At 40.3% G+C, this 15,312-nt stretch carries 16 protein-coding genes and 1 riboswitch; of the genes, 14 read left to right on the forward strand and 2 right to left on the reverse strand.

Annotated elements, in window-relative coordinates; genetic code table 11:
• Positions 1-9: 9 nt before the first annotated feature.
• The 3 genes from sigX to ACF3OH_RS06235 all read left to right on the forward strand — a co-directional run bounded on the left by sigX (position 10) and on the right by ACF3OH_RS06235 (position 2,696).
• Entirely contained in the window at positions 10-552 is a 543-nt protein-coding gene (gene sigX / locus ACF3OH_RS06225) for an RNA polymerase sigma factor SigX (RefSeq protein WP_392456394.1), read from the forward strand.
• Positions 536-1,753 carry a hypothetical protein gene (locus ACF3OH_RS06230; protein ID WP_392456396.1) on the forward strand — a complete coding sequence of 406 codons (1,218 nt, stop codon included), beginning with the start codon at positions 536-538 and terminating at the stop codon, positions 1,751-1,753. Before sigX ends, ACF3OH_RS06230 begins: the two co-directional genes overlap by 17 nt.
• A 77-nt stretch (positions 1,754-1,830) precedes the next feature.
• Positions 1,831-1,957, forward strand: a riboswitch (FMN riboswitch).
• Positions 1,958-2,111: 154 nt separating this feature from the next.
• Positions 2,112-2,696, forward strand: a complete 585-nt coding sequence (locus ACF3OH_RS06235) for an ECF transporter S component (protein WP_204589133.1) — start codon at positions 2,112-2,114, stop codon at positions 2,694-2,696.
• A 44-nt stretch (positions 2,697-2,740) separates the two neighbouring features.
• Here ACF3OH_RS06235 and ACF3OH_RS06240 read toward each other — a convergent pair whose 3' ends face one another.
• Positions 2,741-2,989, reverse strand: coding sequence for a ferredoxin (locus ACF3OH_RS06240; protein WP_204589134.1), 249 nt, complete (start codon positions 2,987-2,989; stop codon positions 2,741-2,743).
• A 94-nt stretch (positions 2,990-3,083) separates the two neighbouring features.
• On the opposite strand from ACF3OH_RS06240, the gene ACF3OH_RS06245 reads away from it, so the two are divergent.
• The 5 genes from ACF3OH_RS06245 (at position 3,084) to ACF3OH_RS06265 (ending at position 7,906) form a co-directional block, all read left to right on the forward strand.
• Entirely contained in the window at positions 3,084-4,097 is a 1,014-nt protein-coding gene (locus ACF3OH_RS06245) for a helix-turn-helix domain-containing protein (RefSeq protein ID WP_392456400.1), read from the forward strand.
• The gene (locus tag ACF3OH_RS06250) at positions 4,090-5,493 is read left to right on the forward strand and encodes an ATP-dependent DNA helicase RecQ (RefSeq protein ID WP_204589136.1); all 1,404 of its coding nucleotides are present in this window, start codon (positions 4,090-4,092) and stop codon (positions 5,491-5,493) included. The genes ACF3OH_RS06245 and ACF3OH_RS06250 overlap by 8 nt, the downstream gene beginning before the upstream one ends.
• A 67-nt stretch (positions 5,494-5,560) precedes the next feature.
• A complete protein-coding gene (locus tag ACF3OH_RS06255) occupies positions 5,561-6,139 on the forward strand; it encodes a LysM peptidoglycan-binding domain-containing protein (RefSeq protein ID WP_204589137.1) in 579 nt (192 codons plus the stop codon).
• Positions 6,140-6,196: 57 nt separating this feature from the next.
• A complete protein-coding gene (locus tag ACF3OH_RS06260) occupies positions 6,197-6,919 on the forward strand; it encodes a metallophosphoesterase (RefSeq protein WP_392456404.1) in 723 nt (240 codons plus the stop codon).
• A 9-nt stretch (positions 6,920-6,928) separates the two neighbouring features.
• Complete coding sequence (locus tag ACF3OH_RS06265; protein WP_392456716.1) at positions 6,929-7,906, forward strand: YpdA family putative bacillithiol disulfide reductase; 978 nt, start codon at positions 6,929-6,931, stop codon at positions 7,904-7,906.
• A gap of 507 nt (positions 7,907-8,413) precedes the next feature.
• Here the strand turns inward: ACF3OH_RS06265 and ACF3OH_RS06270 are convergent.
• On the reverse strand, positions 8,414-9,400 hold the full coding sequence (locus tag ACF3OH_RS06270) for an asparaginase (protein ID WP_204589139.1): 987 nt from the start codon (positions 9,398-9,400) through the stop codon (positions 8,414-8,416).
• Between the two features lie 69 nt (positions 9,401-9,469).
• On the opposite strand from ACF3OH_RS06270, the gene prsW reads away from it, so the two are divergent.
• The 6 genes from prsW to ACF3OH_RS06300 all read left to right on the forward strand — a co-directional run bounded on the left by prsW (position 9,470) and on the right by ACF3OH_RS06300 (position 15,309).
• Positions 9,470-10,156, forward strand: a complete 687-nt coding sequence (gene prsW, locus ACF3OH_RS06275; RefSeq protein WP_338032424.1) for a glutamic-type intramembrane protease PrsW — start codon at positions 9,470-9,472, stop codon at positions 10,154-10,156.
• A gap of 205 nt (positions 10,157-10,361) precedes the next feature.
• The gene (gene cmk / locus ACF3OH_RS06280; RefSeq protein WP_392456406.1) at positions 10,362-11,039 is read left to right on the forward strand and encodes a (d)CMP kinase; all 678 of its coding nucleotides are present in this window, start codon (positions 10,362-10,364) and stop codon (positions 11,037-11,039) included.
• Positions 11,036-11,617 carry a 1-acyl-sn-glycerol-3-phosphate acyltransferase gene (locus ACF3OH_RS06285; protein ID WP_204589142.1) on the forward strand — a complete coding sequence of 194 codons (582 nt, stop codon included), beginning with the start codon at positions 11,036-11,038 and terminating at the stop codon, positions 11,615-11,617. Before cmk ends, ACF3OH_RS06285 begins: the two co-directional genes overlap by 4 nt.
• Positions 11,618-11,731: 114 nt before the next feature.
• The gene (rpsA, locus tag ACF3OH_RS06290; RefSeq protein ID WP_204589143.1) at positions 11,732-12,874 is read left to right on the forward strand and encodes a 30S ribosomal protein S1; all 1,143 of its coding nucleotides are present in this window, start codon (positions 11,732-11,734) and stop codon (positions 12,872-12,874) included.
• Positions 12,875-12,963: 89 nt separating this feature from the next.
• Positions 12,964-14,274, forward strand: a complete 1,311-nt coding sequence (gene der, locus ACF3OH_RS06295) for a ribosome biogenesis GTPase Der (RefSeq protein WP_204589144.1) — start codon at positions 12,964-12,966, stop codon at positions 14,272-14,274.
• Positions 14,275-14,289: 15 nt separating this feature from the next.
• The gene (locus tag ACF3OH_RS06300) at positions 14,290-15,309 is read left to right on the forward strand and encodes an NAD(P)H-dependent glycerol-3-phosphate dehydrogenase (RefSeq protein ID WP_392456411.1); all 1,020 of its coding nucleotides are present in this window, start codon (positions 14,290-14,292) and stop codon (positions 15,307-15,309) included.
• Positions 15,310-15,312: the final 3 nt, after the last annotated feature.

Genomic DNA, 15,312 nt, shown 5'->3' on the forward strand with positions numbered 1-15,312 from the left:
GGAAATCATATGAACGACTCCGTTTTTCACCGAATCTATGATTCGTACCATCAAGATTTGTTTCAATTCTTGATTTATTTGGTGCAAAACAGACAGGTAGCTGAGGATTTGACGCAAGAAGTATATATACGAGTATTGCGCTCGTATGACTCATTTCAAGGTAAAAGTTCTGAGAAAACATGGCTTTTCTCAATTGCTAAAAATGTAGCAATTGATCACTTTCGAAAACAGAACGTACGTAAAAAGCGTACGTTCGATTCGTTTGATTGGGAAGCTATACAGTTAACATCTACAGATATGAGACCAGATGAGCTAGTACAGCTTGATCATGAGAAAAAACAACTTTTAGATACTTTGAATGAATGTACAGGTGATCAAAAGATGGTCATTGTCTTACGTTATTTTCAGCAATTATCCATTCAAGAAACAGCAGATGCACTTGGCTGGACTGAATCAAAAGTGAAGACAACGCAACACCGTGCCATCCAACAGTTAAAGAAAAAGATGTCACGTGCACGAGAGGAGGAAATGCAGCATGACGAACGAATTTGATGCAGACAAACGTCTTGAAGAGTTGGTATCTTCTATGCCAATTCAACACGATACTCGTTCAAAGGATGAGGTCTGGGCAGCAATTAAACAATCTGCAAAGCCTCCTATCAAGAAGAAAAAACCGTGGTTACCAGCAGTTATCACTGTTGCGGCACTTTTTGTTTTAGTGCTATTTGTTCAATCCTTATTTAGCACGCTTGACTCTACTAGTGAGACAACGATGACGCAGGAAGCAAATATGTCAGAAGGTGGAATGGATGAAGCTGGGACAGAAGAATCATCCATGTCTATGAGCTCTGTCGAGGAAAGTGAAGAATCCGCAGACTCTGCAGTTGCAACAGGTGAAGCAGAAAGTGCATCTTTACAATTAGCTGAGGATGCAACACTAGTTTTTACAAATGATCCGCTTCTAGAAACATATACACCTATGAATTTTTCGATGAACTATCAAGCAATTGCCTTTCCTATCACAGTTCTTATCCCGAATGAACGTATCGAGCAAGACTTCGAAGGCCGTGTACCTACACAACTCGAATTGTATAGAAATTACGCTGCAGAGATTGATGAAGAGGCACTAGGATTTGATAACTATCATCCACTAGTTGGGGATTACGAAGAAGGCGAGAGTCTGCGTGTTACATTGCCAGCAGACCATCCTTACGATATGGCTTCTGCCACTATGGAAGTCTATTTCAATACTTTAGAAGATGTATTTGGATCAACTTTCAATCAAGCAGTTATAGTAGATGAAAATTCGCAACCAATTGAGTGGGATCAAGTGGGACCACTCACGGAACCAGTTGACCTTATCTCTGAAAATCTAGCCTACAATGTCATGCAAAACGCTATAGGGGAGACGTATTTAATTCCTTACACACGTGCACAATATGCAACAGTTGAAGAAGCAATTGGACAGTTACAGACACCTGACAATACTTTAGTGGAAGCGGTTATTCCAAGTTCAATTGAGTTTACTGTAGAAGAAACAGAAGATGCTGTATCTATTCAGTTTGCTGAGATGTTTACAGCAGACGCATTGCCTAGACGAGATATGGTAGCTATGATCGAGTCACTTGTTGCTACAGCAGCTTCATTTAACAAATCACTACTGCTAGAAAATTGGGATACGACACTGTACCCTCTACCTGAAGATACAAATTCTTTAGTTGGAGTGAATCGTGTATTCCTACAAAGCGAATAAGCGTACGTATTGCAACAATAAACACTGTCTGATATGATTAATAATGCATACACTAGTATGTAAAATTTAATCATATGATTCATCTTCGGGGCAGGGTGCAATTCCCGACCGGCGGAAATGACGAAAGTCTAGCCCGCGAGCCGCAAGGCAGATTCTGGTGTGATTCCAGAGCCGACAGTATAGTCTGGATGGGAGAAGGTGAAGGTGCAGCGTTTATGTGATCTCAAACGCTTATTTAAGTGTACCTTTCTCCCTTAAGTCGAACCTGGCTTAAGGGTTTTATTTTACACGCAAATAAGTGCGCATATTCTGTGAACCTTTCCTCTTGTGAAGAGAATCGCAAAAGGAGCGGAAAGTCATGTTTAAAAGCAACACACGCAAGCTTATTGCGGTGGCTATGCTCAGCAGCTTATCATTTATTTTGATGTTGTTAGCATTTCCACTACCAGCACTACCAGCCTATTTAAAGGTTGATTTTAGTGATGTACCAGCTTTGATTGCTGCGATCACAATGGGACCTGTAGCAGGTGTAGCGGTGGCATTTTTAAAGAATGTTTTGGATTGGTTCTTCTCAGGAAGTCCAACAGGTGTACCGGTTGGCCATATGGCGAACTTTGTCACATCAATTTTATTCATCGCACCTGTATATTTCATTTATAAAAAAGTTACATCGTCTAAAGGAATGTATGTAGGATTAGTAGCAGGAACGCTTTCAATGGCGATTGGAATGACACTACTGAACTACTTGGTTTTTTTACCGATGTATTCATATTTCTTGAACTTCCCTATGGAAAGCGGTTCAGCTTTAATGAACACATTAGTCTATGGAATCTTGCCATTTAATTTGATTAAAGGAGCACTGATTACTGTAGTGATGGTTTTACTATTCAAGAAACTAAAACCTTATTTAGATAAAGTTTCGAAAACGTATCAAGTAGCCTAAAAAAATCGTCTAGTTCGTAGTGAACTAGACGATTTTCTTCATATCTATTCGTATTTTAATGCATCTCCATCAAATGATTCGTCTGCAACTTTGATTGAATCTGTCGGACACCCTTCGAATGCATCTTCTAAATCCTCTAATAACTCGTCTGGAACAGCGGTAGTCCCCATGTTATCATCTAAAATAACGAATGCAATTCCTTCGTCATCATAGTCATAAATATCAGGCGCTGCAGCTCCGCAAGCACCACATGCGATGCACGTATCTTTATCAACAATTGTATATTTAGCCATTACGGTCTCTCCTTTTTTATCAAGCAACTCTTCGTATAGCTTTCATTTTATAGATTGTAAGACTGCATTTCAACCATTAAACATGAGGTGTGCTATGTTTTTTCATAAACTATTAACTTCACTATTTCACCAATTGAACGGGGAACGTTCTGTCATGGCTCCTTATTATATCTTACGAGGTAAAAAATCTGGACAGACACTACAAGATATCCATTACTATAAAGTAGCTGGTTTTTTTGGTGTGGGTCAAGACCTTTCGAAAGAATCTTATAATCAATATGTACAAGAATTGATTGATTTAAAGTGGATTCATTCGATAGAAAAGCCTATAGTGACGGATAAAGGCAAAGAACAACTAGATGAATTTTCGACTCTATTTCATAGAGGTGTAGTCCCGCCAGCACTGCTTTCTGTCGAGGCAACGCTTCTTTTGATTGCTCAACTTGCATCCAATGCTTTATATGAGAATAACCGATACATTCCCGTTATAGATAATCAAACAATTCAACACCGTGTAAAAGAATGGTTATATACACAGCCATCACTTTCAACAGTAGCGAATGAAGTGAAGAAGACACTACATAGTTTTGTGACTGAAGAATTATCAACAGAGCTTGAGAAAAATCTGTTCGTTTATCGGATAACCGGATATCAAACGGCAGGACTGACGTGGACTCAACTTGCGGAACAATTTAATACAGCAGCAATTGATTGTCTGTATGTATACCGACAGAGCGTCTTGCGATTTTATGGATATCTTGAGCAACAGCGTAGTCCCTTAGTTCGCTTGTTCGAGCCACCCTCTCCATTGACTGAAACTGCAAAAAATACGCAAAGTCTATTGCAAAAAGGGTATAGCTTAGAGGAAGTGTCAATGGTACGAAGCTTAAAATTAAGTACAATTGAGGATCATATTATTGAACTGGCCAGTTATACGACCGGCTTTAACTATCAAGATTATATTACTGAACAAGATGTGATGAAAATCAAAAAGAAGCAACTTCAACTCAATACACATAAGTTGAAGTTGCTTAGAGAGCAGTTGCCGCAATTTAGTTATTTTCAAATTCGGCTAGCGCTTGCGTTAGGAGGGGATCTGAATGAGTAATTTAGAGCGACAGTTGGCTGAGCGATTTGGGTTCCCTGCTTTTAGAATAGGGCAAGAAGATGTTATTCGTAACTTCTTAGAGGGACGTGACGTGTTAGCCGTTCTGCCCACTGGAACAGGAAAATCTATACTCTATCAATTTCCGAAGCCCTATTATAGTGGGGCAGTTGTGATTGTATCACCACTAGTTTCGTTAATGATGGATCAAGTGGAACAATTGCGTTTAAAAGGCGTCAAAAGAGTAGTAGCACTTACTTCTTTTCAATCAGTCGGTGAACGTAAAAATACTTTACGCAACTTGCATACTTTCGACTATGTATTTGTTTCTCCTGAAGTAATGCAAACAGAACAGGTGAAGCATGCTTTAAAAAGTTTACATATAGGGTACTTTGTATTTGATGAAGCACATTGTCTAACACAATGGGGATATGATTTCCGTCCTGATTATTTGCGAGCAGCAGAATGGATACATAAAGAATTTAACAAACCATTACTTGCATTGACGGCAACAGCCTCTCCGCAAGCTCGCCAAGATATCAAAAATTTATTGAAAAGACCGGATATGGTAGAAGTTGTGAGGTCAGTTGATCGACCTACTATAGCAGTAGAATCCATCGTAGTAGACTCTGAATCATCTCGAGAAAAAGAAATTGTTCAACAAATTACCACGCTTAGTGGACCTGGAATTCTCTATACCCAGTCTAGAAAGAAGGCTGTTTATTACGCAGCACAATTACGAAAAAAAGGCATTCGTGCAGCGGCTTATCATGGCGGGATGGAAACGATGGATCGCACGCTTATTCAGCAACAGTTTTCATTAGGGCAACTAGACTGGGTATGTGCAACAAATGCTTTTGGAATGGGCATCCATAAAGAAGATATTCGGCAAGTCATTCATGATCATATTCCAACATCGGTTAGCAACTATTTGCAGGAGATTGGACGTGCTTCACGAGATGGAAAGCAGTCCTTTGCAACACTTTATTATCATCCTGACGATGTCTCAAAAAGCGTGTATATAGCAACTTCGGACATTCCTGATGAACAGGACATACAGATGTTTCGTGAAATGGAGATTGGAGAACAGAAGCAGCGTATCTTAGACTATTGGAAAACAAAATTGGATGATAAACACCTTGTAGAATTGTTTGAAGGGATACGAAGTACAAAACAACGAGACATTTATTCTTTGTATAATTTACTAACTTCTTCTCGTTGCATCCGTAGTTCATTAGTTGAAGCATTTGGTGAATCTTTGAGTGAGCGACCAGAAATCTGCTGTTCAAACTGTACAAATACTTTGCTAGCTAAGCAAAGCTTAAAACTAAAAGACCAGAGTCAAATAGATAACTCAAAATTGGATTATTCGACAAGACTCGCACAATTATTCCCTTAAGTATCATTTACTTTCACACTTCAATTCGGCATAATTAGACAAAAGAACGCATGTGGGGGCAAGTATCATGGCAAATAATGACTATCAAAAAAGGCTAGATGAGCATCGAAAACCTATTGACGAGCCTGTAACAGCCACTCGTAGAGCTCGTCACCAGAAGAAGATAAAAAAACAATCTTCTAAAACTCCACGTAGTTGGTTTTTGCCTACATTGTTTACGTTGGGGATTATTTCACCAATCATTTTATTTGTATATGTTTCTGTGTTTTATAATCCACTAGCAAATGAAGTACCTGCCAATCAACAAGTCATTCAATTAGACGTTCAACCTGTTACTCCAGTGCAGCAAGAGGAGGAAGAAGAGCAGGAAGAACAACCTGTAGAAGAAGTAGAGGAAGTTGTCGAGCAAGAACCGGTAGAACAAGAACCAGTAGAACAAGAGCCTGTTGAAGAAGTGCAGGAGCCTGTGCAGCAACCAGAGCCACAACAACCAGCAGCTCGCACACACACTGTTCAAGCAGGGGAAACTCTTTATCGTATAGCGGTTACTTATTACAATGATCCAAGTGCAGTAGACCGAATCAAGCAAGCAAACAATTTAACTTCCAATGAAATTAGTACGGGCCAACAACTCGTATTGCCATAGCAGCTCGCTCCTTAGGGGGGCGAGTTGTTCGTTTCCTTAAAGAAAGAAGGAGAAACTATGTTGGTTTTAGTGAAAACAGGACTTCAACTCGTGTATTATATGAAACGTTTAGCGACTGAAGTCAATATCAAACATCATGTCGTCCATACATCGAAGTTTTCACAATCTGTGCGATGTTTATTTATCTCAGATGTTCATCAACGAACTATTCCTAAGTCGTTCACCAAATGGTCCTATGATTTTGTGTTGATTGGAGGCGACCTGGTTGAAGGCGGTGTTCCGCTGTCTCGCGTCGAAAAAAATATTCAGCGCTTGTCTACAGTTGGTCCCTGTTATTATGTCTTTGGAAATAATGATAGAGAAGTAGGGGAACCCGAACTTCTTCAGCTGTTTTCAAAATACGATGTGAAGGTATTATCAAATAGAACTGAAAGACTTGAAACAATTCCAATGCAAATTGTTGGGATTGACGATGGCTATACTGGTACAGTAGATATAGACAAAGCATTTGAAGATGTTGATCCATCCATTTTCACTCTATTTATGACACACTCACCTCATTATTTTTCTAAAATAGAGGGTATTGATTTAGAAGTTGCAGGTCATCACCACGGTGGACAGATCCGATTTTTAAATTATGGCATTCAACCAGTTGGAACTTTCACAAAGAGAAATAATCGGCATAGTTTAATTTCAAATGGTTTTGGTACGACAGCACTTCCGTTGCGCCTAGGCGCTGAAAGTGAAGTGCATAGCATTCAGATAGTAGGAAAGAAGTGATAGAACGTGATGTATGATGTTGTCATCATAGGAGGCGGACCCTGCGGACTAGCCGCAGCGATTGCCGTAATAGAACAAGGACTTAGTTATGTTTGTATTGAAAAAGGAAACGTAGTGAACGCCATTTATAACTACCCAACGCACCAAACATTTTTCAGTACGAGTGAAAAGTTATCTATTGGAGATGTTCCTTTTCTAGTAGAGGAGAGAAAGCCAAGAAGGAATCAGGCACTTGTCTATTATAGAGAAGTTGTGAAACGTAAAGAGTTAAAAATAAATACATTTGAATCTGCCAAAAGTATTTCAAAGGTTGGAGATGTATTTCAAGTTACAACATCCAAGGACACATATCAAGGAAAGAACTTAATTTTAGCGACTGGCTATTATGATCAACCGAATTATTTAAACGTTCCAGGTGAAGAACTTGACCATGTTTCCCATTACTTTAAAGAAGGGCATCCTTATTTTCAGCAACGTGTAGTGGTAATTGGTGGGAAAAATTCAGCCATCGACGCTGCATTAGAATTAAATAAAGCAGGCGCGTTCGTTGACGTTTTCTACAGAGGGGATACTTATTCTCCAAGTATCAAACCATGGGTCTTACCTGAGTTTGAAGGGGCAGTCAAAACTGGGGAAATTGCGATGCATTTCTCAACAGAAGTGTTAGAAATCACTTCTGACAGTGTACGTGTAGTAAAGCAAGGGGAAGAAAACGTAGTACCTGCTGATTTTGTATTCGCGATGACAGGGTATCATCCAAACCGACAGTTTTTATATGACTTGGGTATTGAATTCGATCAAGAGACTGGCAGACCCTACTTAAATGATGAAACGATGGAGACCAATATTCCAGGCGTGTATATTGCAGGTGTCATAGCGGCAGGAAATAACGCCAACGAAATTTTTATCGAAAATGGACGATTTCATGGTGAGTTAATCGCAACACACATTGCAAAAAAGCATAATGAAAAGGAGTTTCTCATTTGACGAGAAACGCCTTTTTCGTGTTTATAGGCTTATAATTACTTTCCATACTATCAGAAATGTCATAATTAAAGCCGCTACCGTATCAATTGAGCAACTTATTGTACTAATGGATGCCACTAACGTCATAATCAACCGATTTAATGTAATAATCAACCTGATAGTGCACTAAAGTCCATAGGCTCCACCGTGAGATTGCGCAGGAGCCTGAGACGAGGAAACTCACGCAGCGCCAACGGAAAGCAGCCCCGTAGTGGAAATAAAGTATCATACATGGTACAGGTACTGAAGTAAGACTAAGAGAAATTCAATGGTTAAAGTAATTAGTGCCAACAAAGCCCGGAACCCAGGTCGTCATTTCCCGTGCCATCAGGGTTTTCCCGAGACCCGGCAACGAAGAGGAAAGTGTCCTTCTTTCATCTTACGTGGGGAGGCTCGGGGAAATCCTCACAGGAAATGTCGACCAGGGTGGAGGGCTTTCCAGTTTAGAGTGGCGTTCTCCACATCTAACTAGTCTTCCTCAAAAGGAGACTGGAAAAAGTGGAACAGTGCCTTGTCGACATCATCTTGATGAAGTGCCGCAAGCAAAGCAAGCCGAGCCTTCTGTCCATTCAAACCATGCGCAAAATGAACGCCACGATTTTTTAAATCACGTCCTCCTCCTGCATATCCATAGACGTCGAGAGCAATCCCATTAAAACAGCGTGAAACTAAGACTACAGGAATTCCGCGATGTTGTAATTTCTCAATCTCGGGCACGAGGGCAGGTGGTATATTTCCTTGTCCAAGTCCTTCTAACACAATCCCATCATAGCCTGTATTAAATATGGCTTCGATAATTTCAGGTTCCATTCCAGCATATACTTTTAATAAGCCCACTCGCTTCTCGAGAGTTGCAATTGGTAACGAGGGTGTTCGAAGTGGGGTATGATGGAAATGAATAATTTTCTTTGTGACGTGTCCAATGGGTCCGTATGAAGGGGATTGGAACGTACTCACATTGCTAGTATGAGTTTTTGTAACACCTTCAGCAGTATGAATCTCGTCATTTAGAACGACTAATACTCCTTTTGCATTTGCTTGTTTGTGAAGTGCCACTCGTGAGGCGGTTAATAGATTATATACGCCATCTGCCCCCAGTTCATTTGAAGAGCGCATAGCTCCTGTCAGTACGATAGGTGTATCCGTCTGAAGCGTTAAGTCTAAAAAATAGGCTGTTTCTTCAAGCGTGTCTGTACCATGCGTGATAACTACTCCATCGAAATGAGAAGTCGCTAGTTTTTGTTCAATTATCGATTTGAGTTCAAGCATATGCTGTGGCGTAATATGTGGGGACGGTAAATTGAACACTTCGAGTTCTTCAATCTCAGCAAGCGCGGCTAATTTATCCAATTCTGCGGATAATGGATTTTTTTCAGATGTCATGACGGCAGCAGATTCTGCGTCCGCATGCATAGAGATAGTTCCACCTGTATGCAGCAACAATAATTTTTTCATTTTCCCACTCCTTATATAAAATGGTACGATAAGAATATAGTACCACGAGAGGAGGAGAAAAAACTGTTCATACTAGTATCAGTTGCAATTGCACCATCTCTTGCTCTCCTCAGCTATTTCTATTTACGTCGAGAAATTGAGTCTGAACCAACTAGATTACTTTTTTATTCATTCATATACGGAGCCATCTTAACGTTCCCGATTCTCTTCATTCAATACATAGTGCAGCAAGAAACTGCTTTAACAGACAACTCGTTTTGGAGTGGCTCTCTATCTGCGATGTTAGAAGAGTTCTTTAAATGGTTGATCTTACTTGTCGCTATCTATCGCCAAACAAAATTTTCGGATCCTTATGACGGTATTTTGTACGGTGCTAGTGTTGCATTAGGCTTTGCGACTGTGGAGAATATCTTATTCTTGGTTAGTTTTGGGATAGATAATGCGTTTATCCGTGCACTCCTTCCTGTTTCTAGTCATGCATTGTTTGGAGTTGTGATGGGCTATTATTTAGGAAGAGCTCAGTTTGTGAAAAAAGGTGAAAAATTACAGTTAACGCTTGCTCTTTTTGCACCCTTACTTTTGCATTTTGTCTATAATTCCATTCTTTATACGGCAGACGATGAAGTAATGGTATGGTCTGTGTTCATGTTAGGACTTTGGATTTTCGCACTGTCACGTGTTAAGCAAGCGCACATCTTATCGAGAAAGTATCGCCTTATGCAACATCCGTTTTACGACTCTAATAAGCCTTCTTAAAACTTTCGACTTGTCGGAAGTTTTTTTGTATAGTTTTTCACTTTCTCCACACCTTTACTAGAAAAGGAGGAGATTTTGTGATTCAAAAAAAATGGGCAACTGCTATCATTGTTGCACTACTTGCTCTTTTCAGAGGGATGAGTTCAACAACAGCTAGAGGAGTTTTTATGGTAAACTATTTCTGATGAACTGGAGGAAACTGACGATGAAAACTATACGTATTGCCATTGATGGACCTGCGGGTGCCGGCAAATCAACAATTGCTAAATTAGCAGCAGAAAAATTGAATTATACATATGTTGATACAGGAGCAATGTATCGGGCCATTACATACAAATCAATAAAAAATGGTCTTGATCTTTCTTCAGAACAAGAAATCGTAAAACTATTAGAAGAGACTAGTATAGAGCTTCAACCCTCTGAAAACGGGCAACAAGTGTATTTGGATGGTGAGAATGTATCGGAAGCTATCCGTACTCAGGATGTGACAGCAAATGTATCACAAGTTGCCGCTCATGCTTTGGTACGTGAAGATTTAGTGAAGCGACAAATGGTACTTGCAAATACAGGAGGCGTGATCATGGATGGCCGTGACATCGGTACGCATGTCATACCTGACGCTGAACTGAAAATCTTTATGTCAGCATCAGCGGATGAGCGCGCTCGCAGACGTTTTGTAGACAATGAAAAAAGAGGCATTCATATTGAATTTGAAGAACTAAAAGCAGACATCATTCGTCGAGATAAGTTTGACAGTGAAAGAGAAGCCTCTCCACTTGTTCAAGCAGAAGATGCACTTTATTTAGACACTACTGAATTATCGATAGAGCAAGTGGTAGATGAGATTTATATGCTTGCAAAGGCAAAGGAGTCTGAACAATGAATTTATATCAAGTAGCAAAAACTGTAGTGTATGGTGCTCTTTCGCCTATCTATCGCTTCGATGTTCATGGAACAGAAGACTTCCCGAAAGAAGGGGGAGTACTTGTCTGCTCAAATCATATACATGCACTGGATCCACCGGTTGTTGGAATTTTGGCACCAAGACCGGTACATTTTATGGCAAAAGAAGAATTATTTAATGCGCCAATTTTAAAAACTTTAATTCCGAAATTAAATGCTTTTCCTGTTAAACGTGGCATGAGTGACCGGGAAGCCATGAGAAAAGCAATCCAGCTTCTTAAAGACGGGAATGTGGTCGGTCTTTTTCCGGAAGGTACACGTTCAAAAGATGGCGTTTTAAAAGAGGGTCTAGCGGGTGCAGGGTTTTTTGCACTACGCGGAGATGCGGTTGTAATTCCTACGGCTATCGTAGGGCCTTATAAGCCGTTCAAACGTCTTAAAGTGATCTATGGTAAACCAATGGATATGACACCTTTTCGTGAACAACGTGCATCCGCAGACGTTGTGACAGCAGCTATCATGGCTGAAATTCAAAAGCTATTGGATGCACATAAGTAAAGTTCTAAGAATACTTTTGACCCTCCTGCCATATAGTAGGTAATGGCTAGGTTTTGTATTATCAGCCAATTTCGACTAAAATAAGCTATAGACGTAGTGGAGGAGGATTATCTTATGACAGAAGAAATGAATGTAAACGATATCCCAGTACTCAAAGAAGGCGATATTGTTCAAGCGAAAGTAGAACAAGTCGATGAAAAGTCGATTACAGTTACAATCGAGAACGCTCCGTTTAACGGTATTGTACCGATCAGCGAGTTATCTAGTCTTCACGTAGAAAAAGCTTCAGACGTAGTAGCAGTTGGCGATGAACTGAAACTAATGGTCACAAAAGTAGAAGAGCAAAATTATGTCCTCTCAAAGCGAAAAGCAGCAGCTGAAGAGGCTTGGAACGGACTTGAAGAGAAATTTACAAACGGTACAATTATAGAAACAGAAGTAAAAGAAGTAGTGAAAGGTGGACTTGTCGTCGATATCGGCGTACGAGGATTTATTCCTGCTTCTTTGATAGAAGATCATTTTGTCGAAAGCTTCGATGACTATAAAGGCAAGACACTAGAGTTCAAAATTGTTGAACTCGACAAAGAAAAAAACCGAGTCATTCTTTCACACCGAGCTGTTGTAGAGGAGCAGAAATCTTCTTTAAAACAGCAAACTCTTGATCAACTTGAAGTTGGAAGTGTAGTTGAAGGAACTGTGCAACGACTTGCTTCATTTGGAGCATTCGTTGATATTGGAGGGGTTGACGGACTTGTGCACATTTCACAAATCTCTCACGATCACTTAGATAACGTGGCGAGTGCCTTAAGTGAAGGGCAAAAAGTGAATGTCAAAATCTTATCAGTAGATCGTGACGCAGAACGAATTTCACTGTCCATCAAAGATACACTACCAGGTCCTTGGGAAACTGTATCAGAAAAAGCCCAAATCGGATCCGTTCATACAGGTACAGTAAAACGACTTGCTTCATTTGGAGCATTCGTTGAGGTGTTCCCAGGAGTGGAAGGACTTGTGCACATTTCACAAATCTCTCACCAACACATCGGTTCTCCGCACGAAGTGCTAAGTGAAGGGCAAGAAGTTGAAGTGAAAGTATTAGATGTGAAACCTGAAGAGCGCAGACTTTCACTGAGCATCAAGGAGCTTCAAGAAAATACGGCGGATGACTTCTCAGATTACGAAATGCCGGAAGAATCTAAAGGCTTTTCAATCTCTGATGTGTTAGGGGACCGTTTCAAAGATTTTAATAAAGAGTAATGTAACAGAGGCTTCTATGCCTCTGTTTTTTCTTTTTGGCCCGTATTCGTGTATAATACCTTTTAGATGAAGTTGGAAGGATGAACGAAATGACAAAACCAGTAGTAGCAATCGTCGGTAGGCCGAACGTCGGCAAATCGACTATTTTTAATCGTATAGTAGGAGAACGCGTATCGATAGTAGAGGATACACCAGGTGTTACTCGTGATCGTATCTATAGTTCAGCAGAATGGCTAACACATGATTTCAGTATCATCGATACAGGTGGTATTGAATTAAGTGATGAGCCATTTTTAGAGCAAATCAAACAACAAGCAGAGGTTGCGATGGAAGAAGCGGATGTCATCATCTTCCTCACAAACGGTCGTGAAGGTGTCACAGCTGCGGATGAATACGTGGCAAAAATTCTTTACAAAACTAAAAAACCTATTGTGCTTGCAGTTAACAAAATAGACAATCCAGACATGCGTGATATGATCTATGATTTCTATTCACTCGGCATGGGTGAGCCTTTTCCGATCTCAGGTTCTCACGGACTTGGACTTGGTGACTTATTAGATGAAGCTGCAAAACACTTCCCAGAAGATGATGCAGAGGATTATGGTGATGAAGTCATTAAATTCTCATTGATCGGCCGTCCGAATGTCGGTAAATCGTCACTAATTAACGCGGTTCTTGGTCAAGAACGTGTTATCGTGAGTGATGTAGCAGGTACAACACGTGACGCGATTGATACACATTATACATTTGATGATCAAGAATATGTGATGATCGATACGGCAGGAATGCGGAAAAAAGGGAAAGTATATGAAAGTACTGAAAAATACAGTGTCCTACGTGCATTGAAAGCGATCGAACGTTCAGATGTTGTCCTAGTAGTCTTGAATGCTGAAGAAGGAATTCAAGAGCAAGACAAGAAGATTGCAGGATATGCGCATGAAGCAGGCCGCGGTGTCATTATCGTTGTAAACAAATGGGATGCTTTAGAAAAAGATGAAAAGACAATGAATGTATTTACACAACAAATTCGTGAACATTTCCTATTCTTAGATTACGCGCCAATTGTTTTTGTTTCTGCTCTAACGAAACAACGCGTGCATAACATCTTCCCAATTATCCAACGTGTAAGTGAAAACCATGCGATGCGTATCCAGTCTTCTATTCTTAATGAGGTAATAGAAGATGCAGTAGCACGAAATCCAGCTCCATCGGATAAAGGGAAGCGTCTGCGTATATATTACGCAACTCAAGTTGCCACTCGTCCACCGACATTTGTTGTGTTCGTCAATGAACCTGAGCTGATGCACTTCTCTTATATCCGTTTCTTAGAAAACCGTATACGCGAAGCATTTGATTTTGAAGGGACTCCAATTAAAATCATCGCGCGTGCACGCACATAAAAGGGGGAGCAGAGAATGCAAACAATCACGGTCATAGGGGCAGGAAGTTGGGGGACAGCTCTTGCATTTGTACTAGCTGAAAATGATCATAACACTTTGATTTGGTCTCATCGACAAAGTCAATCAGATGAAATCAATTCCCACCACACAAACTCAAAATATTTGCCTGATCGTCTTTTACCTGAATCGCTGAAAGCAACGAGCGATTTACAGCAAGCGATTGCGCATTCTGACGTTATCGTACTAGCAGTTCCTACTAAAGCATTTCGGGAAGTCATCAGTAACTTTATGCCTTTCTTAAACACGCCTAAAACATTTGTTCACGTATCTAAAGGAATTGAGCCAGATTCCTTAAAGCGAATTTCTGAAATTATGGAAGAGGAAATTCCAGCTGAACTTCGATCAAGTATCGTTGTTTTATCAGGGCCTAGTCACGCAGAAGAAGTCGTGTTAAAGCATCCAACTACCGTAACTGTGGCTAGCACAGATATTGAAGCGGCAAAAAAAATACAAGATTTGTTCATGAATCACTATTTCCGCGTCTATACCAATGAAGATATTATTGGTGTGGAGCTCGGCGGTTCATTAAAGAATGTGATTGCTCTGGCTGCTGGTATTGTAGACGGTTTAGGCTACGGGGACAATGCTAAAGCTGCTTTAATTACGCGAGGACTTGCGGAAATCAGTCGACTAGGTATTCAAATGGGAGCAGAACCTTATACGTTTATCGGCTTGACTGGTATGGGAGATTTGATTGTGACGTGTACATCCGTCCATTCCCGAAATTGGCGAGCAGGAAATCTATTAGGCAAAGGCAATTCTCTTGAAGAAGTATTAGAAGATATGGGTATGGTTGTGGAAGGTGTTCGCACAACGAAAGCAGCGTACCAGCTGTCCCAAAAATACGACATCGAGATGCCGATTACAACAGCACTCTACAAAGTATTGTTTGAAGGGTTAACACCTAAAGAAGGTGTAGATCAATTGATGCTTCGTACAAAGAAGCACGAACTAGAAGATTTTAAATCGTTTTAAGAA

The organism is Chryseomicrobium aureum (genome assembly GCF_043182735.1).
Taxonomy (GTDB): Bacteria; Bacillota; Bacilli; order Bacillales_A; family Planococcaceae; genus Chryseomicrobium; species Chryseomicrobium aureum.

Coding starts and splice junctions, on each gene's coding strand:
- sigX (WP_392456394.1), top strand. CDS start 10: ATGAACGACTCCGTTTTTCACCGAATCTATGATTCGTACCATCAAGAT.
- ACF3OH_RS06230 (WP_392456396.1), top strand. CDS start 536: ATGACGAACGAATTTGATGCAGACAAACGTCTTGAAGAGTTGGTATCT.
- ACF3OH_RS06235 (WP_204589133.1), top strand. CDS start 2,112: ATGTTTAAAAGCAACACACGCAAGCTTATTGCGGTGGCTATGCTCAGC.
- ACF3OH_RS06240 (WP_204589134.1), bottom strand. CDS start 2,989: ATGGCTAAATATACAATTGTTGATAAAGATACGTGCATCGCATGTGGT.
- ACF3OH_RS06245 (WP_392456400.1), top strand. CDS start 3,084: ATGTTTTTTCATAAACTATTAACTTCACTATTTCACCAATTGAACGGG.
- ACF3OH_RS06250 (WP_204589136.1), top strand. CDS start 4,090: ATGAGTAATTTAGAGCGACAGTTGGCTGAGCGATTTGGGTTCCCTGCT.
- ACF3OH_RS06255 (WP_204589137.1), top strand. CDS start 5,561: ATGGCAAATAATGACTATCAAAAAAGGCTAGATGAGCATCGAAAACCT.
- ACF3OH_RS06260 (WP_392456404.1), top strand. CDS start 6,197: ATGTTGGTTTTAGTGAAAACAGGACTTCAACTCGTGTATTATATGAAA.
- ACF3OH_RS06265 (WP_392456716.1), top strand. CDS start 6,929: ATGTATGATGTTGTCATCATAGGAGGCGGACCCTGCGGACTAGCCGCA.
- ACF3OH_RS06270 (WP_204589139.1), bottom strand. CDS start 9,400: ATGAAAAAATTATTGTTGCTGCATACAGGTGGAACTATCTCTATGCAT.
- cmk (WP_392456406.1), top strand. CDS start 10,362: ATGAAAACTATACGTATTGCCATTGATGGACCTGCGGGTGCCGGCAAA.
- ACF3OH_RS06285 (WP_204589142.1), top strand. CDS start 11,036: ATGAATTTATATCAAGTAGCAAAAACTGTAGTGTATGGTGCTCTTTCG.
- rpsA (WP_204589143.1), top strand. CDS start 11,732: ATGACAGAAGAAATGAATGTAAACGATATCCCAGTACTCAAAGAAGGC.
- der (WP_204589144.1), top strand. CDS start 12,964: ATGACAAAACCAGTAGTAGCAATCGTCGGTAGGCCGAACGTCGGCAAA.
- ACF3OH_RS06300 (WP_392456411.1), top strand. CDS start 14,290: ATGCAAACAATCACGGTCATAGGGGCAGGAAGTTGGGGGACAGCTCTT.